This is a genomic window from Marivita sp. S2033, from assembly GCF_046592965.1.
Taxonomy (GTDB): Bacteria; Pseudomonadota; Alphaproteobacteria; order Rhodobacterales; family Rhodobacteraceae; genus Marivita.
In genome coordinates this window covers 24,512-49,947 of record NZ_JBISBV010000009.1, presented here as the reverse complement: position 1 = coordinate 49,947, position 25,436 = coordinate 24,512, and the positions used below count along the sequence as shown (strand labels likewise).

The following is a 25,436-nucleotide window of genomic DNA, read 5'->3' as shown; positions in this document are numbered from 1 at the left end:
ACATGCGCCTTCGTGGAATTCGCGGCAGCCGCAATATCGAAGACCGCCGCCGCAGCAGCGGTGGCGCGAAGGCGGGCCTTGGCGGCGTCGGACTTCTCGTGGTTCTCGCGATCGGCTACTTTGCCGGCATCGATGTCACACCGCTCTTGCAGCAAACGCCGCAATCCGCGCAGACGTCGCGTGATATAAGCCCCGAGGAAGAGCGCGCGGCGCAATTCACCTCGCGCGTGTTGGCCACCACCGAACAGGTGTGGAGCAATGTCTTCCAGACTCAGGTCGGCCAATCCTACGAGCCCCCGGTGCTGGTGCTGTTCTCGGGCGTGACGTCATCGCCCTGTGGCAACGCCAGCGGAGCGACGGGGCCATTTTATTGCCCGGCGGATGAAAAAGCGTATCTCGATACGGCGTTCTTTGCCACGCTCGCGCGTCAGTTGGGTGCCCGGGGGGATTTCGCGGCAGCCTATGTGATCGCGCACGAAGTTGCGCACCACGTGCAGAATGAACTCGGGATTTTGGGCCAGGTCAACGAGCGTCGTCAGGCTGCCGGCGAGGCGCGCGCCAACGCCTTGACGGTCCGTCTGGAACTGCAGGCCGATTGCCTGTCCGGTGTCTGGGCGCGGTCGGTTGACGGGCTGTTGGAACCGGGCGACATGGAAGAAGCACTGAACGCCGCGAGGATGATCGGGGACGATCATCTGCAACGTCGCGCGGGCCGCGTGCCGCAGCCCCACACGTTTACACATGGAACATCAGAGCAGCGCTCCCGCTGGTTTGCCACGGGGTATCGAAGCGGCGCAATTCGCGATTGCGACACGTTCGGCGCCGATCAGTTGTAGCCATGATTGTCTACGCGTTGCCCGTTGGAAATGGCATCCTTGCGATGTCGTCCATTCCCGGAAGCACGAGCAACTATGCCGATGATGTGCAGCATCTCGTGGAATGGACTCCGGCGCTTGTCCTGACACTTGTGACCGATGTCGAACTGGTCGCTGCCGGGGCATCCTCATTGGGCCGCGATCTGATGGATGCAGGCGCGCGATGGGAACATCTTCCAATCCAGGATTTCAGCGCGCCCGACGCGACCTTCCAAACCGCGTGGCCAAGGTTCAGCGTCAATGCGCGTCGCGCCTTGATGGGCGGAGGCCGGGTGCTGGTGCATTGCCGCAGCGGATGCGGGCGTTCGGGGATGGTGGCCTTGCGGCTGATGATCGAAGTCGGAGAAGCGGCAGATGACGCCTTGGAAAGATTGCGGGCAATCCGGCCCTGTGCCGTGGAAACATCATCCCAGATGCGCTGGGCAAAACGCGCCAGGCGGGAGCCGGCGGTTTTCTTGCGTCATGATGAGAACAGCTAGGGTGAGAGGCTGGACAACGACCCAAGCGGGGCTCGTTACGGCTGCTTCCTTCCGGACCTGACCGGGTTGGCGAGGCGCTCGCCCGCGCCAACCTCTCAATGCTTCAAATAAGGGGGGGCGCGGCGAATTGCAAGGCCGTCGGGCGCGTCATTTTTCGGGATCCGCGTTGCGCTTTCCCATGACGCATGGCATCGCAAGGAGACACGGAACGGGAGGCGCGCGCGTCATGCGCAATGCGGAATATGTGACGTTCGGGGGCTCCGGCCTTGATCGGGCGGCGGAAATCAGAGGCAATATCCCGGCGCTTGCCGCAGCACTGCACGCGCCCGAGAGCCGCACCATTGTTCTCTGGAAAGGCAAGCCGCTCTTGGTCGGCGACGGTCGAACCCGCCAGTTGGCGCGATTGCCGCTCGATCACGCGATCCTCAAGGAGGCCCGGAGTGCGCCTGTCTTGCTGGGGCGTGAGGACGGCGCGGTGCGTTTTGCGCATGATATCTCGGCCTGGGAACCGGACGGTGACACGGCCGAGGTCGGGGCCTTTGTCGATTCGAGTGAACAACGTCATCCTTCCACCACGGCAGACCATGTGTTTGGCGAGTTGCGCGGCGTCATGACCTCGCTTTGCCCGCGCGACGCCGAACTAGCTGCCACCGCAAAGGCCATCATCGGCTGGCACGAGACACACGGGTTCTGCGCCCGCTGCGGTGCGCAAAGCGAGGTGACGCAATCGGGTTGGCAACGGGTGTGCCCGGAGTGTGGCGCGCATCATTTCCCGCGCACTGATCCGGTCGTCATCATGCTTGTCACACGTGGCAACAAGGTGCTTTTGGGGCGGTCTCCGGGATGGCCACCGGCCATGTACTCGTGCCTTGCGGGGTTCGTCGAACCGGGCGAGGCGATCGAAGCCGCAGTGCGGCGGGAGGTGCGCGAAGAGACGGGGGTGCGCATCGGCGAGGTGCGCTATCTGTCGAGCCAACCCTGGCCATTTCCGGCCTCCTTGATGTTTGGCTGTCACGCTCTTGCGCTGAGCGACGAGATCACCATCGATCCGGTCGAAATCGAGCACGCGATGTGGGTCAGTCGGGAAGAGATCATGGATGCCTTTGCCGGGCGCCGTGACGGGTTGCTGCCAGCCCGAAAAGGAGCCATCGCACATTTTTTGTTGCGCAATTGGCTTGCCGATACGCTTGAATGACGCAACTCTGAACGTTGACGGACCAAAAGGAAGCCCACGATGCAAGTTACGGCAATCGAAGATGTTGCTGCACCGATTGATCATGTGTTTGCCGAGCTGATCGCATTCGATGTGCTGGAACGGCAGGCCTTGCGACGTGGCATCGAGGTACGTCGCAAGTTCAGAGGGGCGATGCCCGAAACCGGCGAGGGTTGGGTGGCAAAATTCCGGTTTCGCGGCAAGGAACGCGAGGCCGATATCCAGCTTGCGGCGTTTGAACCACTGAACTTCCTGCGGTTCAGTGGAGCGTCGGGCGGGCTTGAGACCGACACGCAGATCGAACTGGTGCCGCTTTCTCCCGGGCGCACGCGGGTCAACGTCGCCTTCAAGATGATGCCGAAATCTTTATCCTCGCGCCTTCTCGTTCAGTCGTTGAAGCTGGCGCGGTCCTCGATCAACCGAAAATTGAAGAAGCGAATGACGCATTATGCGCGCGAAATCGAATTGAAAGCGACGAGATCGGTATGAATTGGTTCGGAGTGATTGCGCTGGTGACGACGACGTTGCCGGTGGTGGTGAACGCACATGAATTCTGGATCGAGCCAGAGGCGTATCAGGTGGCACCGGGGGCGCCGATGCGGGCAGATCTGAAGGTCGGTGAAACATTCGGCGGCGCGGTGCAGGCTTACCTGCCGCGCAATTTCGAGCGCTTCGACCTGAGTTGCAGCGGCGAAACGCAAGCGGTTGCAGGGCGCGCGGGAGATCGCCCGGCATTGACGGTGGATGCACCGCAGGACGGGCTTTGCGTCGTCGTCCACCAGACGCGCGACTACACGCTGACCTATCGCGACTGGCAGAAGTTTCTGAACTTTGTGGAGCACAAGGATTTCGCGAACGCCGCGTCGGACCATCTGGCGCGCGGGTTGCCGCAAACGGGCTTCGTCGAGCAGTATAGCCGGTACGCCAAGAGCCTGATCGCCGTGGGAGAGGGTCGAGGTGCCGACGCCGAAATGGGGCTGACGACCGAGATCGTGGCGGATGCCAATCCCTATACCGACGCGTTGGGAGATGGGATGCCGGTGCGCGTGCTGTATAACGGCGCGCCGCGCGCCGACGTGCAGGTCGAGCTGTTTTCCAAGGCCCCCGACGGCAGTGTCGAGGTGACCCTACACCGGACCGACGAGGCCGGGCGGGCTGTCTTGCCGGTGCAGGCCGGGCATGCCTACCTGGTCGACGCGGTTGTTCTGCGGCCAGTGGACGCGGCGCAGACCGGCGCTCCTGTCTGGGAATCGCTCTGGGCATCGCTGACCTTTGCAGTGCCCGAATGAGGTCTGGCGTCTAGGACGTGTGCCAGTCGAAAAAACCGGGTCCGGCGCGTTCGAGCAGGGTTTGCCCCAGCGCCGTGCCCATCTTGGCACCGTCGGAAATCGGCCCGCTGATCTCGTCGGCATGAGACACAGACCCGTCGGGGCGCAACACTTCACCGCGCAGATGGAGCGTATCGCCGTCAAGTTCGGCGAGGCCTGCAATCGGTGTTTCGCACGAGCCGTCGAGCTTGGCCAGAAAGGCCCGCTCGGCGGCCAGTCTCTGGCCGGTTTGCGTGTCGTGGATCGCCGCCAGCATCTCTGCCGCGCGGCTGTCATCGTCGCGCCGCTCGATGCCGATCGCCCCTTGGGCAATTGCTGGCAGAACGTCGTCGGTATCAATTGGCGTGTGCGGCACATCGTCCAGCGCCAGCCGGTTCAGCCCGGCCATCGCAAGAAAGGTGCAGGATGCGACGCCGTCGTCGAGTTTTTTCAGCCGCGTCTGGAGGTTGCCGCGAAACTCGACAACGTTGAGGTCGGGCCGCCGATTGAGCAATTGTGCGCGTCGCCGCAGCGATGAGGTGCCGACAATCGCGCCCTCGCTCAGTTGCGAGATGGAGCTGTATTCGGGCGAGATAAACGCATCTCTCGGATCTTCGCGTGGCAGGTAGCAATCGAGTATCAGCCCCTTTGGCTGCTCCACCGGCATGTCCTTCATCGAGTGCACGGCGATGTCGATCTCGCCTGCATACATGGCGTCTTCGATCTCTTTGGTGAACAGGCCCTTGCCGCCGATGTCTTTCAGCGGTCGGTCGATGATCCGGTCGCCGGTCGTCTTGATGACGACGATGGTGAACGCCTCGAACGGAAGATCGAACACCTCCGCAAGTCGTTCGCGGGTCTCGTTGGCTTGCGCGAGCGCGAGCAGCGATCCACGGGTGCCGATATTGAGCGGTTTGGCGGGGCTGGGTAATTCAATCGTCATAAGCCCTCCTTTAGGCGCGTAATCTTGTCCTGACAACAGGGCCCGGCTTGACTTATCGCCGCCAAGGGGAGATCCGAGCCTTAAAGTGAAGGAATGTATCATGGCCGAGACGAAAACCATTCTGCGTGCGCTTGCAGGCGAGACGCTTCCCACCCCGCCGATCTGGATGATGCGTCAGGCGGGGCGCTATCTGCCCGAATACAAGGCGACTCGCGCGCAGGCGGGCGATTTCCTGTCGCTGTGTTACAACCCCGAACTGGCGGCCGAAGTCACGTTGCAACCGATCCGCCGCTTCGGCTTTGACGGCGCGATCCTGTTTGCCGATATCCTGCTGCTGCCGCAGGCGCTGGGCGCGGATTTGTGGTTCGTCACCGGCGAAGGGCCGCGACTGTCGACGATCACAACGCAAGCCGAATTCGACAAGCTGGGCCAGGGCGAGATGATCCATGACACGCTCAACCCGATCTATGAAACCATCCGCATCCTGCGCCGCGAATTGCCGAAAGAGACCACGCTGATCGGCTTTGCAGGTGCGCCCTGGACGGTGGCAACCTACATGATCGCAGGCAAAGGCACGCCCGATCAAGGCCCGGCGCACAAGCTCAAGGATGAAAACCGCCCCGTGTTCGAGGCGATCATCGACCGTCTCACCGAAGGCACCATTGATTATCTGTCAGCGCAAATCGACGCGGGCGCGGAGGTGGTGAAGATTTTCGACAGTTGGGCCGGCTCTCTCGAAGGTGACGATTTTGACCGCTACGCGTTGCGCCCGACAAAGATCATCACCGAAGAAATCAAGCGCCGCCATCCCGGGACGCCGGTGATCGTGTTCCCGCGTCAGGCAGGTGACAAGTATATCGGCTTTCACGCGGCCACGGGCGCGGATTGTGTTGCTGTCGATGACAGTGTCAGCCCGGAATGGGTGGCCGAGCATGTGCAGGCGGGTGGCTGTGTGCAGGGCAATCTGGCGTCCAAGCACATGGTCACGGGCGGACAAGCGCTGGTGGACGAAACCCGCAAGGTCGTCAAAGCGCTGTCGGGTGGGCCGCATATCTTCAATCTGGGGCACGGGATCACTCCGGATGCGGACCCCGAAAACGTCAAGCTGATGATCGAGACCGTGCGCGGCATGTAACCGGCCGCAATGCCGTGCGCACAGCTTGCATCTTATTGGTGCACAGCTTTGTCCGTTGCGTTCAGCCAAAGCGGGGCTAGGTTAACGGCTCTCCTTTTACAAAGGTCGACCGATGCCCGCGATGGTTCAAATCAACGAAGTCAGCAAAACCTACGCCGACGGGTTTTGCGCCCTCAACTCCGTGTCCCTTGATATTGAAGACGGTGAAATCCTTGCCCTGCTCGGGCCCAACGGTGCGGGGAAGACGACGCTTATCTCAACGATTTGCGGCATCACGCGCGCCAGTTCGGGTGACATTCACGTCGGTGGATATGACGTCGTGGAGGAGTATCGCGGATCGCGGTCACTGGTCGGGCTGGTGCCGCAGGAGATCAACCTCGAGCCGTTCGAGCGGGTGATGAACACGGTCAAATTTTCGCGCGGGTTGTTCGGCAAGGCCAAGAACGACGCGTTGCTTGAGAAAATTCTGCGTCAGCTTTCGCTCTGGGACAAGCGCGACAGTCGCATCATGGAGCTTTCGGGCGGCATGAAGCGCCGCGTTCTGATCGCCAAGGCGCTGGCTCATGAGCCGCGCGTTTTGTTTCTGGACGAACCCACCGCGGGCGTCGATGTCGAATTGCGCCGAGACATGTGGGATATCGTGGCGCAACTCAAGCGCGATGGAGTGACCATCATTCTGACCACGCATTACATCGAGGAAGCCGAGGCGATCGCCGACCGGATCGCGGTGATCAACAAGGGTGAGATTCTGCTGGTCGAGGCCAAGGACGCGTTGATGACGCGGCTTGGGCAGAAGGAGTTGCGGATCGAGTTGCAGCAGCCGATCAACGCCATACCCGAGAGCATGACGGGGCGCGGTCTGCGCCTGGAAGAGGACGGTCTGGTGCTGGTTTACACCTACGACGCAACGCAGGACAGAACCGGCATGGCGTCGTTGATCGGCGACCTCAGCGCGGCCGGGCTGGTGCTGCGCGATCTGCAAACGCGCCAGAATTCGCTCGAGGACATCTTTGTCGGGCTGGTCAGCGACCAAGAGGATGCGGCATGAACTGGCAGGCCATCCGCGCGATATATGTGTTTGAAATGGCACGGTTCTTTCGGACACTTCTGCAAAGTTTCGTGTCGCCCGTGATCTCGACTTCGCTGTATTTCGTGGTCTTCGGCGCCGCCATAGGAAGCCGGATCGACCAGGTTGAAGGGGTCAGCTATGGCGCGTTTATCGTGCCGGGGCTGATCATGCTGAGTGTCATCACGCAAGCGATCTCGAACGCGTCGTTCGGCATCTATTTCCCGAAATTCATCGGCACAATCTACGAACTTTTATCGGCGCCGATCAACTTTCTGGAAATCGTTCTGGGATATGTCGGCGCGGCTGCGACCAAGGCATTCTTTATCGGGGTGGTGATCCTCGCCACCTCTGCGTTGTTTGTGGATCTCCACATCCAGCACCCTTTTGCCATGCTGGCCTTCATGGTGCTGACCTGCCTGAGCTTTGCACTGTTCGGGTTCATCATCGGCATCTGGGCCGGAAACTTCGAACAACTACAGCTCATTCCGCTCTTGATCGTGACGCCCTTGGTGTTTCTCGGCGGCTCGTTCTATTCGATTTCCATGCTGCCGCCGGTCTGGCAGACGATCTCCTTCTTCAACCCGGTGGTCTATCTTGTCTCGGGTTTCCGGTGGGCGTTTTTCGGCCTTGCGGACGTGCCCATCGGGCTGAGCCTGCTCGCGATTGCAGGTTTCACGGCGCTGTGTCTCGGGATCATCTGGTGGATCTTCAAAACCGGCTGGCGGATCAGAACCTGAGGCACCGAAGCGATACACATGCGCTCAGAACGCGACCAGAGCGGCACCGGTGACGACAAGCGCGCCGCCGAACATCTCACGCGATGTGAGTGGCTGACCGACAAGGAACGTTGCCGCCAGGACCAGCAGCGTCTCCGTGGCAATGATGGCGATATATGCCATTCCGAGGTCAATCTGGCGCAGAAGCAAGACCTCTGAGGCAACCACCACAATCAACACGATACCGATTGCGCACAGAACGATCAGCGTGAGTTTGTCCGACGCAATCTTCATCAGCAAAGTGGCGATGGCATATCCCACGCCTGCGGTTATAGCCAACGCGGTTTTGCTGGACACAAGATCTAGAGCAACCATTTTTTCACCGGGAATGAACAATAAAATATCTATTATGTTAACACGATTTTCATCATTCAGCGATAATTTCGCGTGTGAAAAAAGCGTGAGGTCCGAGGGCAGGGCGGTGCTGTCCTGCTGTTTTGTGCTGGTTTAGGGGTTACACCTGCGCGGGTTTTCCCCGACCGCCCAGAAGGATGTCCATGCTCATGCCGCCGACCCACATGCAGAAAAGTGCAAGCCACGCGGTGCCGGCAAAGATCGACCCGCCGGTCACACCCGCGCCGATGGAACAGCCACCGGCCAGCATCCCGCCGAACCCCATGAGCGCGGCGCCGATCATCGCCTGGCGCATCGGTGTCGGGCCATCAAATCCGCGAAACTTAAGCTCTTTGGCAAAAAGCGCGGCGAGGAACGACCCGATCACAACACCGGGCACAAGGCCGATATCGAACTCCAGAATGGAGCCGCGATCGAGGAAGAACATCAGCGTGTTGGCCGACGGGCCAGTAAACGTGATGCTTTCGATCTGCACCGGATCAAAGGCGATCAGGCTAAGCGCATAGGTAAACGCATAGCCCATTGCTACGGCAAACCCGGCACCGGATGCGAACACCAGCCGATGCCAACCGATCCTGTTGCGACGCGATAATTCGAGCGCCAGAAGGGCGGTTGCCAGACCAAACACCACGCCGGTTCCCTCCGGCAGGTGCAGCGATCTCAGCAAGTTCATGTTGCGCCCGCCCTCGGTGATCCACATCGCGGCCAGAGAATCGCGCATCGGAGCAAGCCATCCGGTCAGGCTCATCTGCGCGACCACGGCAAAGATCAGCCCGGACACGACGGAGCGCAGGTTGCCGGTGGCCGCCAGAACCAGGAGGCGGCCGGAACACCCACGCGCGAGCACCATGCCCGCGCCGAACATCAGCCCGCCGATGATCGCGCCGGACCAGCTTCCGGGGACCGCCATCATGCGCGCTTCGGCGCTGTCAAACAGGCCCAGAAGATAGGCGCCCTGAACCCAGACCACGGCGGTTGAAAATGTCAAAAGCCAGACCGCGACCTTGTCCTGCATCATGCCACGGGCGAATTCCACCGTGGCGGCCCGCAGGCAAAAGCGCGATTGCTGCGCCGCGACGCCGAACACGATTCCCGTCAGCAGCCCGAAAAGCGCCGATGTCGGAGCCTCTCCGATCCTGTCTACAAGTGCGATGAGATCCATGTCCGTCTCTTGTCTAATTTGGCTACGGATGCAGCAAAGCGAATGTGTGAGCCTTGATGTATATCAGATCGCCCTCGTTTACACGGATCGAATTAACGCTTTGCCAAGAGGTGCCTGTTATCCAGAGGATGTCAGCGTGGGAAAGGGGATGGACAGAGACGCTGATCTGAGGCGGGTGTGGGTGTTCCGGCGATTGCAAGCGGTGCGTATAGACAGTGTGAACTTGTGGCAGTGGCCCGATCATGGCAGAGGGCTGCATCGCCATTGACTTGAAAGCCTGCCACATGATCACCTTCACCGCCTTTACCACAGTGTCGTCGAAAACGTCTGCCGAGTCGTTGGGAGACGCTCTGGAAGGTCTTGAACCCGAGCCCTACGGGGTTGGGGTGTTTGAAATCGAGGACGGGTCCGGCATGTGGGAAGTGGGCGGTTATTTCATGCAGGCGCCTGATGAGGTTGGGTTGGCTCTGTTGGCGGCGGGCTTTGGTGCCAAGTCCTTTGTCGTGTCGGAACTGCCTGAAACCGACTGGGTCGCAAAGGTGCGCCGCGAATTGGTGCCGGTGCGGGCCGGGCGGTTTTATGTCTATGGCAGCCATGATGCCGATACCGTCCCCGAGGGTGTGGAGCCATTGCTGATCGAGGCGGCGATGGCTTTTGGAACGGGTCATCACGGCACCACCCAGGGCTGTTTGCGCGCGCTCGACAGATTGATCGGCGCGGGCGTGACCTGCCACAAGGTGGCGGATATCGGCTGTGGTACCGCAGTGCTTGCGATGGCAGCCGCACGCACCTGGCCCGACCCTGTCTGGGCCAGCGACATGGATCGCGTTGCGGTGGATGTTGCAGAGGCAAACGTCGCGGCGAACGATCTTGTGGGGCGGATAACATGTCTTGAGGCGGCGGGCTTCGAGCATGACGCGCTTCACGGCGCTGCACCGTTTGATCTGGTGTTTGCCAATATCCTGATGCAGCCCCTGATCGACCTTGCGCCCGATATGGCAAACCATGTCGCGGCGGGTGGGCATGTCATTTTATCGGGAATTTTAAACGAACAAGCCGATGACGTGGCAGAGGTTTATGCACGAAATGGCTTCAATCCCTGGCATCGCGAGGAGATTGGTGACTGGACGACCCTCACACTCGAGGCCGCCGCCACAAAATCGCCATAATTAACCAAATTTTCCAGTTTTTGCCGCAATTTAAGCCAATTTGCCATGTTTGCCCAAAAGTTGCCACATTCTGCCCCTATCACTGACACATCCGGTGGGGGCCGGAATCGAAAGCTGCTGAACATGACCAACAAGCAGGATATGTTTGACGAACGTTACCGCAAGGTGCTCAAGCGGCACCGCCAGTTGTCGCGCGGATATGTGACGCGGTTGGGGAAGAACGGGGTGATCGATCACCACCCGATCGGGCATCTTCGCGACGCCATCACTTTCAAAATGCTGTTGCTGCCCTTGGGAATTCTGTTCTTTCTCAAAGCGTGCATGGTGACGGTATTGGGGCACGACGCGTATGCCGCGCAGGTCGCATTGCTGCGAGAGGGCGGATTTGGCGCGCAAATCGGCGCGTTCCTGATGCAGATGGATCCGATCACCTGGCCGCTGTCCCAACTGATGGCGACAGTCATCGGATAGGGGCGGGCCGCCAGATTTCAGCGACGAAAAAAGCCGTGTCGGGATGATCCGACACGGCTTTTCAATTTCGGTTTCGGGTCGTTTTCAGAACGAATTGATATCGGCGCGCGTTAGGCCGATGTCGTTGAGTTCATAATCCGACAGGCGCTCAAGCGCTTTGCGTGTCCGGCGCGAGTCGTTCCATGCCGCGACAGATGCGGCGAGTTTGAAAAAGAAAGCGTTCAGGCTCTTGTCGCGAGACGCGTAGGTGGGGCGGGTTGTGTCGAATGCGGCCATTGCCATGCTCCTTGAAGCGAAAATCTGTCATCTGTGTCTGAGCGGCAGGTAGTCAGAACAAACCGCTTCGACAACGATGGTTTCTGCATAGACCGCATGCGGAATTCGCATGGCTCCGCACCGCGATGGGGGCAACGTGGAAAACAGGCTGAAAACGACAGGTTCAAGGTCGTATTCGCACCAAGGCGGACAATTGCGACATGGCGGTGACGCAAAGCGACAGGCTGTTTGATGTGCTGACACGATATTGACCGCTTGGCGTTTGTTCGCCTTTCGTGCTACCCGTGATGCAAAAGCAACAAAAGAATGAGCAGCCATGCGCGTTTTGGGGATCGATCCGGGTTTACGCTTCCTCGGCTGGGGCGTGATCGAAGCCGAAGGCAGCCGGTTGCGTCACATTGCCAATGGTGTCTGCCTGTCGGGAAGCGGCGAATTGGCGACCCGACTGCTGGCCTTGCATTGCGGCCTGACCGAGATCTTCGAGCGGTTTCAACCCGACACGGTGGCGATCGAAAAGACATTCGTGAACAAGGACGCGGTCGGGACGCTGAAACTGGGACAGGCGCGAGGCGTGGCGCTGCTCGTTCCGGCGCAGTTCGGGCTTGAGATCGGCGAATACGCCCCGAATTCGGTGAAGAAAACCGTGGTCGGAGTTGGCCATGCGGATAAAAATCAGGTCGAGCATATGGTGAAGATGCAGTTGCCCGGCGCGCAGATCAACGGCTCGGACGCGGCGGATGCGCTGGCAATCGCGATCTGCCATGCGCATCATTTCGGCGGGCCGGGAATGAGGATCCGGGCATGATCGGGCGCATTGCGGGCCGCGTTGAATACAAGGGCGACGATCATGTTCTGATCGACGTGCGCGGCATCGGTTATGTGGTCTACTGCTCGGACCGGGTGCTGGCGCAAGTGCCGGGGCCGGGAGAGGCCGTGGCGCTGTTTACCGATCTATTGGTGCGCGAAGACCTGTTGCAGCTTTTCGGCTTTCCCACTTTGGTGGAAAAGGAATGGCACCGGCTTTTGATGTCGGTCCAGGGAGTCGGCGCAAAAGCCTCGTTGGCGATTTTGGGCACGCTTGGCCCGGACGGCGTCAGCCGCGCGATCGCGCTGGGCGACTGGAATTCGGTGAAAGCGGCCAAGGGCATCGGCCCCAAGACGGCGCAGCGTGTTGTCAACGAACTGAAAGACAAGGCGCCGGGCGTCATGGCGATGGGGGCAGGCGCGTCGGTCGCTGCGGTGGCCGGCGACGTGGACGTTCTGGAAACGGTGGCTCCGGCCACCGCCAGGCCCGCGCCGGTGATGCAGGCGTCCGCGCAGGCGGAGGCATTGTCGGCGCTCGGCAATCTGGGGTACGCACCGGGCGAAGCGGCAGGCGCGGTGGCGCAAGCCACCGGCGACGCTCCGGATGCGGACACTTCGGAATTGATCCGCGCCGCGCTGAAACTTCTTGCTCCGAAAGGATGACCCATGTGCGCGCTTCCGGGTCGTGTCGGCCTGCCTTGCAAGACAGATCAGACTATGTGTGAGGCGTGCCGATGACCTCGGATCCGACATTGCGGCCAGAGCCGATGGTGGGCGACCGGGACCGCGCGTTGCGGCCCCAGATGCTCGACGATTTTGTCGGTCAGGCCGAGGCGCGATCAAATCTGCGCATCTTTATCCAGTCGGCGCGCCAACGCGGTGAATCCATGGACCACACGTTGTTTCACGGCCCTCCGGGGTTGGGAAAAACAACGCTGGCGCAGATCATGGCACGCGAGCTTGGCGTCGGGTTTCGCATGACATCGGGGCCGGTTCTCGCCAAGGCCGGGGATTTGGCGGCGATCCTGACCAATCTCGAAGCGCGCGATGTGTTGTTCATCGACGAGATCCATCGCCTCAACCCGGCGGTTGAAGAAGTGCTCTATCCTGCGATGGAGGATTACGAGCTCGATCTGGTGATCGGCGAAGGACCAGCGGCACGCACCGTCAGGATCGAATTGCAGCCCTTTACCCTGGTCGGCGCAACGACGCGCCTTGGGCTTTTGACAACACCCCTGCGCGACCGGTTTGGTATTCCGACACGCTTGCACTTTTACACCGAAGACGAACTCAACACGATTGTTGCACGCAACGCCGTCAAACTCGGCGTAAAGACGGCTCCTGAAGGGGCACGCGAAATCGCGCGCCGGTCCCGTGGCACTCCGCGCATTGCGGGGCGATTGCTGCGCCGCGTGGTGGATTTCGCGGTGGTCGAAGGGGACGGAATTGTCACCAAGGCGCTGGCCGACAATGCCCTGACGCGGCTGGGTGTCGACGAGCTGGGCCTTGACGGAGCGGACCGGCGCTATTTGCGGCTGATTGCCGAGAGTTATCAGGGCGGGCCGGTGGGGATCGAGACGCTGTCCGCCGCATTGTCCGAAAGCCGCGATGCGTTGGAGGAAGTGATCGAGCCCTATCTGTTGCAGCAAGGATTGATCCAGCGGACACCGCGCGGCCGGATGCTTGCGCAAAAAAGCTGGGCTCATCTTGGTCTTGCGGCCCCGAGGGTGGCGGGTCAGTCGGACCTGTTCGGGTAATTCGCTGTTCGCGATGCAATGACAGTCACAATTGGAAAGACAAGACGCGAAGGGACCAACGCGCTATGATGGACGCAGCCGAGGTTGAGAGGTTGTTCACACGATCCGACGGGACGTATCTGTTCGCCAGGTGGGGACGACCAATCGCGCCGATTGTCTTCGGAGTAGACGATGCAAGCCTGTCGGTGATCAAGGGCGCGTTCGAAGCGCTCTGCACCTTGGCAGGCCATAGCATGACAGAGACCGACCCGGAGCTTGGCAGCAATGTCATGGTGTTTTTCTTTCGCGACTGGGACGAATTGCTGGGCGTGCCGGATCTGGACCGCTTGATAGACGGGTTGACGCCGCTGGTCGCGCGCTTGTCGGCCGCGGATGCCAACCAGTACCGGGTGTTCCGCTTCGATGAGGCGGGCGCGATCAAGGCGTGTTTCGTATTTTTGCGCATGGACGACGAACTGGCCGCGCTGCCAGCCGATACGCTGGCGCTGAACCAGGCGGTCCAGACCATGGTGCTCTGGTCGGACACGGCATTTTCCGAGCGCTCACCGCTGGGCCTGTTGGACGACGGGCGCGTGGTGCTGCGTCCGGAGATCGGCTCGCTGATCGGCGCAGCCTATGATCCCGTGATGCCGCCGACGACCGAGGATGCGAGCCATGCACTGCGGCTGGCCGCTAGGGTTTCCGTGGCACTTGAAGGGATTAACGAATGATACACGAATTTCCGGTACGGGTGTATTACGAAGACACCGATATGGGAGGGATCGTTTATTACGCCAATTATCTGCGCTTCATCGAGCGTGCACGGTCAGATTGGGTTCGATCGCTAGGCATCGATCAAAACGCGATGCGCGAACAGGACGGGATCGTGTTCGTGGTGCGGCGGCTCGAGGCGGAGTATCTGCTGCCGGCAAAATTCGACGACGATCTTGTGGTGCGCACCACCGTGAAATCGGTGACCGGAGTGCGCCTGACCATGATGCAGGATGTCTTGCGCGGCGAGGATCTGTTGTTTCAGGCCGAGGTGCTTGTCGTCTGCGTAACCGATGGTGGACTGCCGGCGCGGCTTCCGGCGAATATCCGCCGGCAGATTCACTGAGGAGCCGATTTCCGGTGTTATGACGCCATTGTGTTGGCGTTTGCCCTGATATTGGGCTATGACCTCTGTTAATCAGAGCCCGGTAACGGGGCCAACCGGCTAAAGAGCAGGCAGATGGAAGCAGAGACACTTGCGCTGGCGCAGGAGATTGATTTCTCCATGTGGGGATTGTTCGCGCGCGCCACATTCACCGTCAAGATTGTCATGGTGATGCTGATGCTGGCGTCCTTTTGGGCGTGGGCGATCATTTTCGAAAAACTCATGTCGTATCGGCGCGCACGGTCCGAAGCATCGGAGTTCGACCGCTCCTTCTGGTCGGGCGAACCGCTCGACGAGCTGTTCGACCAGATCGGACCCGAACCCGGTGGGCGCGCCAAGAAGGTGTTTGCGGCGGGAATGACGGAGTGGCGGCGCTCGCATCGCGACGATGGCGGGCTGATCGCTGGGGCGCACGCGCGCATCGACCGGTCGATGGACGTCGCAATCCAGAAAGAAGCCGAGGACCTGCAAAAAAACCTTGCGGTGCTGGCGACGGTTGGATCGGTTGCGCCGTTTGTCGGATTGTTCGGCACTGTCTGGGGCATCATGCATGCGTTTGTCGAGATTGCGCAGCAGCAGAACACATCGCTAGTCGTGGTCGCGCCCGGTATCGCCGAGGCATTGCTGGCCACAGGGCTGGGCCTTCTGGCCGCGATCCCGGCGGTGGTGTTCTATAACAAGCTGTCGGCTGACAGTGACCGCATTCTGGCGGGATACGAATCCTTTGCCGACGAATTCTCGACCATTCTCAGCCGTCAGCTGGACAGCTGAGCGATGGCAGGTGGCGTGATCAAATCGGGCGGCGGCGGGCGCAGGCGGCGCAAGGGCCGTGCGATGCCGATGTCGGAAATCAACGTCACGCCGTTTGTCGACGTGATGATGGTGCTGCTGATCATCTTTATGGTGGCGGCACCGTTGTTGACCGTGGGTGTGCCAGTCGAATTGCCGAAAACTGCCGCAACGGCGCTGCCGTCGGAAACCGAGGAACCGTTGACAGTGACCATCGGTGCAGACGGGATCGTGTCGATCCAGAACACCGAAGTGGCGCGCGGCGATCTGGTGCCGCGGCTGCGGGCGATCGCGGCAGAGCGGGCCGATGACCGGGTGTTCTTGCGCGCCGACGGCACTGTGACCTACGAGACGGTGGCGCAGGTCATGGGCGCGCTGAATGCCGGTGGCTTCAGTTCCATCGGTCTGGTGACAGACATCGGTGGCCCGGCGTTCGACGGGTCGGATGGCTGAGACGCGCAGTGCATACGGGCCATTATATCTCGGGCGGGGCGCATGGGGTCTTGATCCTCTGGGTGCTGTTTGGCGGCGTGTTCAGCAGCAATCCGCCGGAAGTTCAGGTGGCTGACGTGTCGGTGATCTCCGAGGCGGAATACGCTGCGCTGACGCAACCGCAGGCAGCGCCCACGCTGGGAACGGAACCTGCCGCGCTGCCAGAGCCCGAAGTTGAAGAAACCGCGCCGGACACGCCGGTTCCCGACACTCAGCCGGACGTTCAACCCGAACCGGCGGAGCCGGAAGCCGCAGAGCCAGATCCAACCCCCGAGCCCGTAGCACCGATGCCCGAGCCTGAGGTCGCAGAGACCCCGCCGCAGCCGCCGGCCCCCGAGCCGACGCCGCAGGTCGATGCGCCCGAGATGGCGTTGCGCCCGACGCCGCGACCGGCACCCCGCGTGGCCCCTCAGGCGGTGCCGGAGCCCGAGCCGGAGGCCGACATCGCGCCCGAGGTCCAGGAAACGGTGGAACGCTCTGAAACGCCCGATGTGACCGAGGCCGAAGAACAGCAAGCGACCGCGCCCGAAGCGGCGGCGAGTGAGATCGTGACCGAGGCCGAGGAGCCGGCGCGGGCGCCGACATCGTCGATGCGTCCGCGCGTGCGGCCCAATCGCCCGGCCCCGACGCAGACGGCGGCTGCGCCCGAGACGCCAAGCACAACCGCGCCTGACACGACGGCTGAAGCCGCACCAGCAGACAACCCGCCGTCTGCGGATGCGACGGCGTCGGCGATTGCCGGTGCGTTGGAGGAAGCGCTGGGCGGCGACAGCTCTGGCAGCGCCGAAGGCCCGCCCTTGACCCAGGGAGAAACGGACGGATTTCGCGTTGCGGTTCAGGAATGCTGGCTGGTCGATGTGGGATCGGAAGCGGCGAATGTGACAGTGACCGTCGGATTTGACATGGACAGGTCGGGAAAGGTCGTGAGTTCGTCGTTGCGGATGTTGAATGCCCAAGGGGGCAGCGGCTCGGCGGCCGAGACGGCGTTTCAATCGGCGCGCCGCGCGATCTTGCGCTGTCAGGGCGACGGGTACACTCTGCCCGCAGAAAAATTTGATCAATGGAAAACTGTCGAAATGACGTTCAACCCAGAGAATATGAGGATCCGATGAAACAGATCGTCGCGTTTGTGATGTCTGCCCTGGTTTTGGCTTTTGCCGCGCCCGTGACGGCGCAGGCGCAAAGCGGACCGTTGCGGATCGAGATCACCGAAGGTGTCGTTGAACCGATGCCTTATGCGGTGCCGGATTTCGTTGCCGAAAGCGCAGAAGCCCAGCAATTGGCGCAGCAGATCGCGCGGGTTGTGGCCGATGACCTGACCGGCACCGGGTTGTTCCGAGAAGTGCCGCGCGAGGCGCATATCAGCCAGATCACCAGTTTCGGCAGCCCGGTTCAGTTCGCCGACTGGAAGGCGATCAACGCACAGGCTTTGGTGACCGGCGCGGTCAGTTCCTCTGGCGGGCAGGTGGTCGTGAAGTTCCGCGTGTGGGACGTGTTCGCCGGCACCGAGCTGGGCCAGGGGATGCAGTTTGCCGGCACGCCCGACGGATGGCGGCGCATGGCGCACAAGGTGGCCGATCAGGTCTACAGCCGGATCACCGGCGAGTCGGGGTATTTCGACAGCCGCGTTGTGTTCGTTTCGGAAAGTGGTCCGAAGGACAATCGCGCCAAGCGTCTGGCGGTCATGGATTATGACGGTGCCAACGTGCAGTACCTGACCGGCAGCAATTCGCTGGTCCTCGCGCCGCGGTTTTCCAATGACGGGCAGCGGGTGCTCTATACCAGCTACGAAACCGGAATGCCGCGCGTGCATGTTCTTGAGGTGGGAACGGTGCAAAGCCGCATCCTGCAGGGGCAGAACGGTGTGATGAGCTTTGCGCCACGATTTGCGCCAAACGGGCAGACGGTGGTCTATTCGATCACCCAAGGGTCGAATACCGACATTTTCGCGATGGACGTCGCCAGTGGAGCGACGCGCCAATTGACCAACGCGCCCTCGATCGAAACCGCGCCAAGCTATTCGCCCGATGGCAGCCAGATCGTATTCGAAAGCGACCGCTCGGGTACCCAGCAGCTTTATGTTATGCCCGCCGGGGGTGGCGAAGCCAGACGGATCAGCTTTGGCGAGGGGCGCTATTCGACACCCGTCTGGTCGCCGCGCGGTGACATGATCGCGTTTACCAAACAAAACGCGGGGCGGTTTTTTATCGGTGTCATGCGCACCGATGGTTCGGAAGAGCGACTGCTGACCGCGTCGTTCCTTGATGAAGGCCCGACCTGGGCTCCCAACGGGCGCGTCATCATGTTCGCGCGCGAAACCCAGGGCGCGCAAGGATCATCCTCTTTGTACACGGTGGACATCTCGGGTCGAAAGCTGACGCGCGTGCGCACTCCCGAAGGCGCATCGGACCCGAGCTGGGGGCCGTTGCAATGACCCTGAAAAAATCTTTTTCCAAAGATTTTTCCAGCAAACCATTTTCTGACGAAAATGGCGATCCTCATGTCACGGCTTTGCGCGCCACGCGTGCTGTGATACTCAACAGGTACCAATTGAAAGGGCAGGATACCCCGATGCGACTCTCCGCAAAACTGACGATGCTTATGGCGGTTCTGGCCGTCTCGGCTTGTACCAACGCCAACCGGTTCGACAACGACGCGGTCGATCTCAATGCGGCCACCGGATCGGCGGGGGGCATCGTGCCGGGAAGCGCCAGCGATCCGAGTTCGCCGGCCTATTTCCAGCAGACCGTGGGCGACCGCGTATTGTTTGCGATTGACCAGTCGACGCTTGATCCGCAGGCCCGCGCAACGCTGGATGGGCAAATCCGCTGGTTGCAGACCAACACCGACTACAACGCCGTGATCGAGGGCCATGCCGACGAGCAGGGCACCCGCGCCTATAACCTCGCGCTCGGGGCACGTCGGGCCAATTCGGTGATGGAATACCTGGTGGCACAGGGCATCCCGTCGAACCGGTTGCGCTATGTCAGCTATGGCAAGGAGCGCCCGATCGAGATTTGTTCTGAAGAGTCGTGTTACGCCAAGAACCGCCGCGCTGTGACGATCATTTCAGCCGGTCTGACAAGCTGACGGAGCGGATGATGCGATTGCATGCGATCCTTTTGACGGGTGTTCTGGCGGTCGCGCCGATGAGTGTTCTGGCGTCGGAAACGTTGGCGGATATTCGGCAGGACATGTCGGTCTTGTTCGTTGAAATTCAGAAACTGAAGCGCGAATTGAGCACCACCGGACCCAGCGCAATGGCGCTGCCCAGCGGTGCGTTGGATCGAATCAATGCAATCGAATCGGAGTTGCAGCGCCTGACCGCCAAGACCGAAGAGCTTGAGTTTCGTGTGGGCAGCGTCGCCGAAGACGGAGCCCGCCGGATCGGTGATCTGGAATTTCGCCTGTGCGAGCTGGAAAGCGGTTGCGATATCGCGAATGTGGGCAAGACACCGACCTTGGGTGGGGAGACGGGGACGAGCGCCGCAGCGCCGCAGCCTGTGCCGCAATCACTCCCAAGCTCGGCCGGACCGGAATTGGCGGTTGGCGAGGAAACAGACTTTCGGCGGGCTGGGGAGGCGCTCGCCAATGGTGACTTTCAATCCGCCGCAGACCAGTTTGCGACCTTTCGCCAGACCTATCCCGGCGGTCCGCTAGAGGCCCAGGCGCTTGTGGCTGAAGGCAAGGCTCTTGCCGGTCTTGGCGACCTGCGCGAGGCCGCGCGCCGGTATCTGGATGCCTATGCCGGCTATCCTGACGACAGCGTTGGCCCTGAGGCGCTGTGGCGCCTTGGAGCGGCGTTGGGTGAATTGGGCAATGTGCCGGAAGCGTGCGTGACCTTGTCCGAGGTGGCGGGGCGCTATCCCGGCAGTGCAGCGATCGCGGAGGCAGAGGCCGCCAGGGCGCGGTTCAACTGTTCGTGAACGAGCCACCGCTGCAACAGCGGTTTGCCGATCAGATGGGCCAGTTGCTTGGCCCCGATTTTCCCCCCGACATCGGGCTGGCCGTGTCGGGCGGCGGTGACAGCATGGCAATGCTCTACCTCGCCCATAACTGGACGCATATCTATGGCGTTCGCTTGTGGGTGATTACCATCGATCACGGATTGCGAGCCGAATCTGCGGCCGAGGCCGAGATGGTGGCACGCGAATGTGCAACGCTGGGCTGGCCGCATACGCGCGTGCTCTGGTCTTGGGACGGGCGGGGAAACGTTCAGGCCGCAGCGCGCCAGGCACGACTCGAGCTGATCGACCGATGGCGCGGTTCGGTGAAACATGTGCTGTTTGCCCATACTGAGGACGATCAAGCGGAAACGGTGCTGATGCGACTTGCGCGCGGCTCCGGTGTGGACGGTTTGGCGGGCATGCAAGCCATCCGCCTGGTTGCTCCTCACGCTTTGGGCGCGCCCGAACTGGAGCCGGGAACCTATGCTGGCCAGACGCCGCCGCAAGCAGGCGGAACACCCGGATTTGACGTAGTGCGCCCGTGCCTTGGCATGTCGCGGGCGGAATTGCGGCACTATGCGCGGGTCTTGCAGGCGCCCTGGATCGAAGACCCCAGCAATGAGGATCGGTCATATGATCGCGTCCGCATTCGGCAATTGTTAACACTTCTGCGCCACGAAGGGATCACTGCGTCCGTTTTGGCCAAAACGGCCACGCGTTTGTCACGGGCGCGGGCGGGACTGACCGCGCGCCTGTCGGACGCCGTGGATCGGATTTGCATGAACGCACCGTTGGGGCAGGTGCTGATCGAAAGGGACGGGCTTGCCGCACTGGACGGCGAAACGCAGTTGAGGATGCTGACGGCGTCCTTGCGCTATGTCGCATCGAGCCCGTATCGCCCACGGGAGGCGGCAAGTGAGGACTTGCTGGAAAGGGCCCTCTCTGGCCGCGGTGGAACGTTGCACGGTGCCGAGGTCGTGGTGTCAAAGAGCGAAATCCGCGTCTTTCGTGAAGCCGCGTGCGTTAGGGATGAAGTAAGTGACCTGGAGGCGTTATGGGACGGGCAATGGGTTTTGAAAGGTGATGACAGCTTGGACACAAGAGGTGCGACCGTTCGCGCTTTGGGCGACAAGGGCTGGCGCCAGATCGAGGCGCGCGAAAATCTGCCGCTGACGATGCGGGCCTCCTTGGGGCTGCCATCGGTCTGGCGGGAGGATGTTATGCTTGCCTGTCCGGCGCTGGGTATCGGCAGCGGCATAACCGCTGAGCGCTACGTACTCGGGCGCCGCGATACCGGTTTCAGGGCATTTTGTCTTTCGCATTGAACCCGGGCCGTGCATGTCTATGTTATAGGCCAAGAGACGCGGGCCTATTCGCCTCCGTCGAATTCAGGAGAAATTTTCTTGGGCAACGCACGAAACATCGCCTTCTGGGTCGTACTGTTCCTGTTGATTCTGGCGCTTTTCAACATATTCTCTGGTGGCGGAAACACGCTTCAGAGCCGCGAAATCAGCTATTCTGATTTTGTCGCCGCGGTCGATGATGACACCGTCAGTTCGGTCACACTCGATGGCGAGCAAGTTCGCTTCCGCAGCAAGGATGGTCAGGACTATGTCGCGATCAAACCGGAAGACGCGACCGTCACCGATCTGTTGATCGAAAACGGCGTTCCGATCCGCGCCGAACAGCAACAGCAGTCGGGGTTCCAGTCGTTCCTGCTCAGCCTGCTGCCGTTCCTTCTGCTCATCGGGGTCTGGATCTACTTCATGAACCGGATGCAGGGCGGTGGCCGTGGCGGCGCGATGGGGTTTGGCAAATCCAAAGCCAAGCTGCTGACCGAAAAGCACGGCCGTGTGACTTTCGATGATGTCGCTGGCATCGACGAGGCGAAGGAAGAGCTTGAGGAGATCGTCGAGTTTCTGCGCAATCCTCAGCGGTTCTCGCGTCTGGGCGGCAAGATCCCCAAGGGCGCGTTGCTTGTGGGTCCGCCGGGAACCGGTAAAACGCTCCTCGCGCGCGCAATCGCAGGCGAGGCGGGGGTTCCGTTCTTCACCATCTCGGGCTCGGACTTCGTTGAGATGTTCGTCGGCGTGGGCGCATCTCGCGTTCGCGACATGTTCGAACAAGCCAAGAAGAACGCGCCGTGCATCGTGTTCATCGACGAGATCGACGCGGTCGGCCGGGCGCGCGGCGCCGGTTATGGCGGTGGCAACGATGAGCGCGAGCAGACATTGAACCAGCTTCTGGTCGAAATGGACGGGTTCGAGGCTAACGAGGGTGTGATCATCGTGGCGGCGACGAACCGTCGTGACGTGCTCGACCCGGCGCTGCTTCGTCCGGGGCGCTTTGACCGCCAGGTCACCGTTCCGAACCCCGACATCAAGGGCCGGGAAAAAATTCTGGGCGTTCATGCGCGCAAAACGCCGCTTGGTCCGGATGTCGATCTGCGAATCATCGCGCGCGGCACGCCGGGTTTCTCTGGTGCGGATCTCGCCAACCTGGTGAACGAAGCCGCTTTGATGGCGGCACGTGTTGGTCGTCGGTTCGTGACGATGGAAGACTTCGAGAACGCCAAGGACAAGGTGATGATGGGGGCGGAGCGCCGGTCCATGGTCTTGACGCCCGAGCAAAAGGAAAAAACCGCCTATCACGAAGCAGGACACGCGATCGTCGGCATGAGCCTTCCGCAATGCGATCCGGTTTACAAAGCCACGATCATTCCGCGCGGTGGTGCATTGGGCATGGTTGTGTCGCTGCCCGAGATTGACCGGCTGAACTGGCACAAGTCCGAGTGCGAGGAAAAGCTTGCCATGACCATGGCCGGTAAAGCGGCCGAGATCATCAAGTATGGTGAGGAAAATGTCTCGAACGGGCCGGCTGGCGATATCCAGCAAGCCTCTGCCCTGGCGCGCGCAATGGTGCTGCAATGGGGTATGTCAGACAAGGTTGGCAATATCGACTATCGTGAGGCGGCCGAGGGCTATAGCGGCAACACTGCCGGATTCTCGGTTTCCGCCAACACCAAGGAAATGATCGAAGAAGAGGTCAAACGGTTCATTCAGAACGCCTATGAACGCGCGTTCGAGATCCTGACCGAGAAGAAAGACGAGTGGGAACGCCTGGCTCAGGGTCTTCTGGAGTATGAAACCCTGACCGGAGACGAGATCAAGCGTGTCATTCGCGGCGATCCTCCCCAAGCGAGCGACGATGATGCCTCGGGCGATGCCGCCGACACGCCAAGTGTCACGGCGATTCCGAAGACCAAGCCCAAGGCAAAGCCACAGCCGGGCGAAGGCGGTCTGGAACCGGAGCCCACGGCTTGATCCCATGAAGGAATAGCCCCGAATCCGTCAGCCGGGTTCGGGGTTTTTTATTGGCGTGCCGAGCGATGCTGTCGGGGTCGGGTTCAGTTCATCTTTCCCATCCGTTCCATTTCCGCCGCACACCTGCTTGGAAGTGTCGGTTTCACCGTGTCATTTGACTGGTGTGCAACGGTATTCCTTTGCTAATTGAACCAGCCAACAGCGGAGCCCAGTCATGGCCTACAAGTCGGATATCGAAATCGCGCGCGACGCGCAGAAGCGCCCTATTCAGGAAATCGGCGAGAAGATCGGCATCGGGTCTGATGATCTGCTGCCCTATGGGCACGACAAGGCGAAAGTTAGTCAATCCTTCATCAATTCGGTTCAGGATCGTGCCGACGGCAAACTGATTCTGGTGACCGCGATCAATCCGACACCGGCAGGGGAGGGCAAGACCACGACAACCGTGGGTTTGGGCGACGGTCTGAACCGTATCGGCAAGAAAGCGATGATTTGCATTCGCGAGGCGTCATTGGGGCCGAACTTCGGAATGAAGGGCGGCGCTGCGGGGGGCGGGTATGCGCAAGTCGTCCCGATGGAGGATATGAACCTCCACTTCACCGGTGACTTCCACGCCATCACCTCGGCCCATTCTTTGCTGTCGGCAATGCTCGACAACCACATATACTGGGGCAACGAGCAGGAGATCGACATCCGGCGCGTGCAGTGGAAGCGCGTCGTGGACATGAACGACCGCGCGCTGCGGCAGGTGAATGTGTCGCTGGGCGGGGTCGCCAACGGCTTTCCTCGCGAAGGCGGGTTCGACATCACTGTCGCATCAGAAGTCATGGCGATCTTGTGTCTGGCCAACGATCTCAAGGATTTGGAAAAGCGCTTGGGCGATATGATCGTCGCCTATCGGCGCGACCGCAGCCCGGTGTTTTGCCGAGACATCAAGGCAGAGGGCGCGATGACCGTCCTGCTCAAGGATGCGATGCAACCCAATCTGGTGCAGACGCTGGAAAACAACCCCGCTTTTGTTCATGGCGGCCCGTTCGCCAATATCGCGCACGGTTGCAATTCGGTGATTGCGACCACAACTGCGATGAAGCTGGCGGATTATGTTGTCACCGAGGCTGGTTTCGGCGCCGATCTGGGGGCTGAAAAGTTCATGAACATCAAGTGTCGCAAGGCTGGAATCGCGCCTTCGGTTGTGGTGTGCGTGGCAACCGTGCGCGCGATGAAGATGAATGGCGGCGTCGCCAAGGCTGAACTTGGGACCGAGAACGTTGATGCCGTCAAGGCGGGATGCCCGAATCTCGGACGCCATATCGAAAACCTCAAGAGCTTTGGCGTTCCGGTGGTGGTGGCGATAAACCACTTTGTCACCGACACCGACGCAGAGGTTGGCGCCATCAAAGCCTATGTTGCCGAGCATGGTGCCGAAGCGGTGCTCAGCCGTCATTGGGAACTGGGCTCGGAAGGATCGGCCGATCTGGCGCGCAAGGTTGCGGAAGTGGCAGACAAGGATAGCGCGCATTTTGCCCCGATTTACCCTGATGACATGTCGCTGGCAGAAAAAATCCAAACGATCGCAAAGCGCATTTACCGTGCTGACGAGGCGCTGATGGATCAGAAAATCCGAGATCAACTGAAGCTTTGGGAAGAGCAAGGGTATGGGCACCTGCCTGTTTGCATGGCAAAAACCCAGTATTCGTTCAGCACCGACCCAAGTTTGCGTGGCGCGCCCACGGGCCATTCCGTGCCGGTGCGAGAGGTGCGGCTGTCGGCCGGCGCAGGATTTGTCGTCGTGGTCTGCGGTGAAATCATGACCATGCCTGGTCTTCCCCGGGTGCCGTCGGCTGAAACCATTCGTCTGAACGAAGATGGGCATATCGAAGGGCTGTTCTGACGTTGCGCCAAGCGACGTTGAAACACCGGTGCGGACTTTCCGGAAAATCTGAGTAAAAATCGAAGAAGG

28 protein-coding genes and 1 other RNA gene are annotated in these 25,436 nt (G+C 60.9%); 24 read left to right on the top strand and 5 right to left on the bottom strand.

The features are described 5' to 3' along the window. Window positions 1-2: 2 nt before the first annotated feature. Both ACGKZZ_RS14295 and ACGKZZ_RS14290 read left to right on the top strand, forming a co-directional pair. Complete coding sequence (locus ACGKZZ_RS14295) at window positions 3-836, top strand: neutral zinc metallopeptidase (protein WP_411224258.1); 834 nt, start codon at window positions 3-5, stop codon at window positions 834-836. 2 nt (window positions 837-838) lie between these two features. Continuing rightward, window positions 839-1,354: a protein-tyrosine phosphatase family protein gene (locus ACGKZZ_RS14290; protein ID WP_411224257.1), complete on the top strand. Its 516-nt coding sequence runs from the start codon at window positions 839-841 to the stop codon at window positions 1,352-1,354. On the opposite strand, the gene ffs is transcribed toward ACGKZZ_RS14290, so the two are convergent. After that, an RNA gene (gene ffs, locus ACGKZZ_RS14285) (signal recognition particle sRNA small type) lies at window positions 1,354-1,452 on the bottom strand. The two genes, ACGKZZ_RS14290 and ffs, sit on opposite strands and share 1 nt — an antisense overlap. 128 nt (window positions 1,453-1,580) lie before the next feature. Here ffs and nudC point away from each other — a divergent pair. The 3 genes from nudC to ACGKZZ_RS14270 are packed head-to-tail and all read left to right on the top strand — an operon-like array spanning window position 1,581 to window position 3,856. Then, window positions 1,581-2,549, top strand: a complete 969-nt coding sequence (gene nudC, locus ACGKZZ_RS14280; RefSeq protein ID WP_411224256.1) for an NAD(+) diphosphatase — start codon at window positions 1,581-1,583, stop codon at window positions 2,547-2,549. A 39-nt stretch (window positions 2,550-2,588) separates the two neighbouring features. Next, window positions 2,589-3,056, top strand: coding sequence for an SRPBCC family protein (locus ACGKZZ_RS14275; RefSeq protein WP_411224255.1), 468 nt, complete (start codon window positions 2,589-2,591; stop codon window positions 3,054-3,056). Further along, window positions 3,053-3,856, top strand: coding sequence for a DUF4198 domain-containing protein (locus tag ACGKZZ_RS14270; protein ID WP_411224254.1), 804 nt, complete (start codon window positions 3,053-3,055; stop codon window positions 3,854-3,856). The genes ACGKZZ_RS14275 and ACGKZZ_RS14270 overlap by 4 nt, the downstream gene beginning before the upstream one ends. A 10-nt stretch (window positions 3,857-3,866) precedes the next feature. Here ACGKZZ_RS14270 and hemC read toward each other — a convergent pair whose 3' ends face one another. Beyond that, window positions 3,867-4,817, bottom strand: coding sequence for a hydroxymethylbilane synthase (gene hemC / locus ACGKZZ_RS14265; protein ID WP_411224253.1), 951 nt, complete (start codon window positions 4,815-4,817; stop codon window positions 3,867-3,869). Between the two features lie 100 nt (window positions 4,818-4,917). Between hemC and hemE the strand changes: the two genes are divergently transcribed. The 3 genes from hemE (at window position 4,918) to ACGKZZ_RS14250 (ending at window position 7,758) form a co-directional block, all read left to right on the top strand. Further along, the gene (hemE, locus tag ACGKZZ_RS14260; protein WP_411224252.1) at window positions 4,918-5,952 is read left to right on the top strand and encodes a uroporphyrinogen decarboxylase; all 1,035 of its coding nucleotides are present in this window, start codon (window positions 4,918-4,920) and stop codon (window positions 5,950-5,952) included. A gap of 112 nt (window positions 5,953-6,064) precedes the next feature. After that, on the top strand, window positions 6,065-7,000 hold the full coding sequence (locus tag ACGKZZ_RS14255; RefSeq protein ID WP_411224251.1) for an ABC transporter ATP-binding protein: 936 nt from the start codon (window positions 6,065-6,067) through the stop codon (window positions 6,998-7,000). Continuing rightward, the gene (locus ACGKZZ_RS14250) at window positions 6,997-7,758 is read left to right on the top strand and encodes an ABC transporter permease (RefSeq protein WP_411224250.1); all 762 of its coding nucleotides are present in this window, start codon (window positions 6,997-6,999) and stop codon (window positions 7,756-7,758) included. The genes ACGKZZ_RS14255 and ACGKZZ_RS14250 overlap by 4 nt, the downstream gene beginning before the upstream one ends. Before the next feature lie 24 nt (window positions 7,759-7,782). On the opposite strand, the gene ACGKZZ_RS14245 is transcribed toward ACGKZZ_RS14250, so the two are convergent. Together ACGKZZ_RS14245 and ACGKZZ_RS14240 are read right to left on the bottom strand one after the other, a co-directional pair. Beyond that, window positions 7,783-8,076: a 5-aminolevulinate synthase gene (locus ACGKZZ_RS14245; protein WP_411224249.1), complete on the bottom strand. Its 294-nt coding sequence runs from the start codon at window positions 8,074-8,076 to the stop codon at window positions 7,783-7,785. Between the two features lie 175 nt (window positions 8,077-8,251). After that, window positions 8,252-9,313 (bottom strand): YeeE/YedE family protein, encoded by a 1,062-nt coding sequence (locus ACGKZZ_RS14240; RefSeq protein ID WP_411224248.1) that lies wholly within the window; start codon window positions 9,311-9,313, stop codon window positions 8,252-8,254. A gap of 284 nt (window positions 9,314-9,597) precedes the next feature. Between ACGKZZ_RS14240 and ACGKZZ_RS14235 the strand changes: the two genes are divergently transcribed. Next, complete coding sequence (locus ACGKZZ_RS14235) at window positions 9,598-10,482, top strand: 50S ribosomal protein L11 methyltransferase (RefSeq protein WP_411224247.1); 885 nt, start codon at window positions 9,598-9,600, stop codon at window positions 10,480-10,482. Between the two features lie 141 nt (window positions 10,483-10,623). Then, complete coding sequence (locus tag ACGKZZ_RS14230) at window positions 10,624-10,953, top strand: hypothetical protein (RefSeq protein WP_411224246.1); 330 nt, start codon at window positions 10,624-10,626, stop codon at window positions 10,951-10,953. An 84-nt stretch (window positions 10,954-11,037) separates the two neighbouring features. Here the strand turns inward: ACGKZZ_RS14230 and ACGKZZ_RS14225 are convergent, their stop codons facing one another. Next, complete coding sequence (locus ACGKZZ_RS14225; RefSeq protein WP_411224245.1) at window positions 11,038-11,229, bottom strand: DUF1127 domain-containing protein; 192 nt, start codon at window positions 11,227-11,229, stop codon at window positions 11,038-11,040. Window positions 11,230-11,545: 316 nt separating this feature from the next. On the opposite strand from ACGKZZ_RS14225, the gene ruvC reads away from it, so the two are divergent. The 14 genes from ruvC to ACGKZZ_RS14155 all read left to right on the top strand — a co-directional run bounded on the left by ruvC (window position 11,546) and on the right by ACGKZZ_RS14155 (window position 25,367). After that, the gene (gene ruvC, locus ACGKZZ_RS14220; protein WP_411224244.1) at window positions 11,546-12,034 is read left to right on the top strand and encodes a crossover junction endodeoxyribonuclease RuvC; all 489 of its coding nucleotides are present in this window, start codon (window positions 11,546-11,548) and stop codon (window positions 12,032-12,034) included. After that, window positions 12,031-12,696, top strand: a complete 666-nt coding sequence (ruvA, locus tag ACGKZZ_RS14215; RefSeq protein WP_411224243.1) for a Holliday junction branch migration protein RuvA — start codon at window positions 12,031-12,033, stop codon at window positions 12,694-12,696. Before ruvC ends, ruvA begins: the two co-directional genes overlap by 4 nt. A 71-nt stretch (window positions 12,697-12,767) precedes the next feature. Then, the gene (gene ruvB / locus ACGKZZ_RS14210; protein WP_411224303.1) at window positions 12,768-13,790 is read left to right on the top strand and encodes a Holliday junction branch migration DNA helicase RuvB; all 1,023 of its coding nucleotides are present in this window, start codon (window positions 12,768-12,770) and stop codon (window positions 13,788-13,790) included. Window positions 13,791-13,855: 65 nt separating this feature from the next. Next, entirely contained in the window at window positions 13,856-14,500 is a 645-nt protein-coding gene (locus ACGKZZ_RS14205) for a hypothetical protein (RefSeq protein WP_411224242.1), read from the top strand. Beyond that, window positions 14,497-14,886 (top strand): tol-pal system-associated acyl-CoA thioesterase, encoded by a 390-nt coding sequence (gene ybgC / locus ACGKZZ_RS14200; RefSeq protein WP_411224241.1) that lies wholly within the window; start codon window positions 14,497-14,499, stop codon window positions 14,884-14,886. The genes ACGKZZ_RS14205 and ybgC overlap by 4 nt, the downstream gene beginning before the upstream one ends. A 114-nt stretch (window positions 14,887-15,000) precedes the next feature. Continuing rightward, window positions 15,001-15,696: a protein TolQ gene (gene tolQ / locus ACGKZZ_RS14195; RefSeq protein ID WP_411224240.1), complete on the top strand. Its 696-nt coding sequence runs from the start codon at window positions 15,001-15,003 to the stop codon at window positions 15,694-15,696. A gap of 3 nt (window positions 15,697-15,699) precedes the next feature. Next, window positions 15,700-16,167 carry a protein TolR gene (gene tolR / locus ACGKZZ_RS14190; protein WP_411224239.1) on the top strand — a complete coding sequence of 156 codons (468 nt, stop codon included), beginning with the start codon at window positions 15,700-15,702 and terminating at the stop codon, window positions 16,165-16,167. An 8-nt stretch (window positions 16,168-16,175) separates the two neighbouring features. Continuing rightward, window positions 16,176-17,318 (top strand): cell envelope biogenesis protein TolA, encoded by a 1,143-nt coding sequence (locus ACGKZZ_RS14185; RefSeq protein ID WP_411224238.1) that lies wholly within the window; start codon window positions 16,176-16,178, stop codon window positions 17,316-17,318. After that, a complete protein-coding gene (gene tolB, locus ACGKZZ_RS14180) occupies window positions 17,315-18,640 on the top strand; it encodes a Tol-Pal system beta propeller repeat protein TolB (RefSeq protein ID WP_411224237.1) in 1,326 nt (441 codons plus the stop codon). The genes ACGKZZ_RS14185 and tolB overlap by 4 nt, the downstream gene beginning before the upstream one ends. A gap of 137 nt (window positions 18,641-18,777) precedes the next feature. After that, entirely contained in the window at window positions 18,778-19,296 is a 519-nt protein-coding gene (gene pal / locus ACGKZZ_RS14175; protein ID WP_411224236.1) for a peptidoglycan-associated lipoprotein Pal, read from the top strand. Between the two features lie 8 nt (window positions 19,297-19,304). Continuing rightward, window positions 19,305-20,132, top strand: coding sequence for a tetratricopeptide repeat protein (locus tag ACGKZZ_RS14170; protein ID WP_411224235.1), 828 nt, complete (start codon window positions 19,305-19,307; stop codon window positions 20,130-20,132). Next, entirely contained in the window at window positions 20,129-21,478 is a 1,350-nt protein-coding gene (gene tilS, locus ACGKZZ_RS14165; RefSeq protein ID WP_411224234.1) for a tRNA lysidine(34) synthetase TilS, read from the top strand. The genes ACGKZZ_RS14170 and tilS overlap by 4 nt, the downstream gene beginning before the upstream one ends. Before the next feature lie 78 nt (window positions 21,479-21,556). Then, window positions 21,557-23,476 carry an ATP-dependent zinc metalloprotease FtsH gene (gene ftsH, locus ACGKZZ_RS14160; protein WP_411224233.1) on the top strand — a complete coding sequence of 640 codons (1,920 nt, stop codon included), beginning with the start codon at window positions 21,557-21,559 and terminating at the stop codon, window positions 23,474-23,476. A gap of 214 nt (window positions 23,477-23,690) precedes the next feature. Beyond that, a complete protein-coding gene (locus tag ACGKZZ_RS14155; protein WP_411224232.1) occupies window positions 23,691-25,367 on the top strand; it encodes a formate--tetrahydrofolate ligase in 1,677 nt (558 codons plus the stop codon). Window positions 25,368-25,436 lie beyond the last annotated feature (69 nt).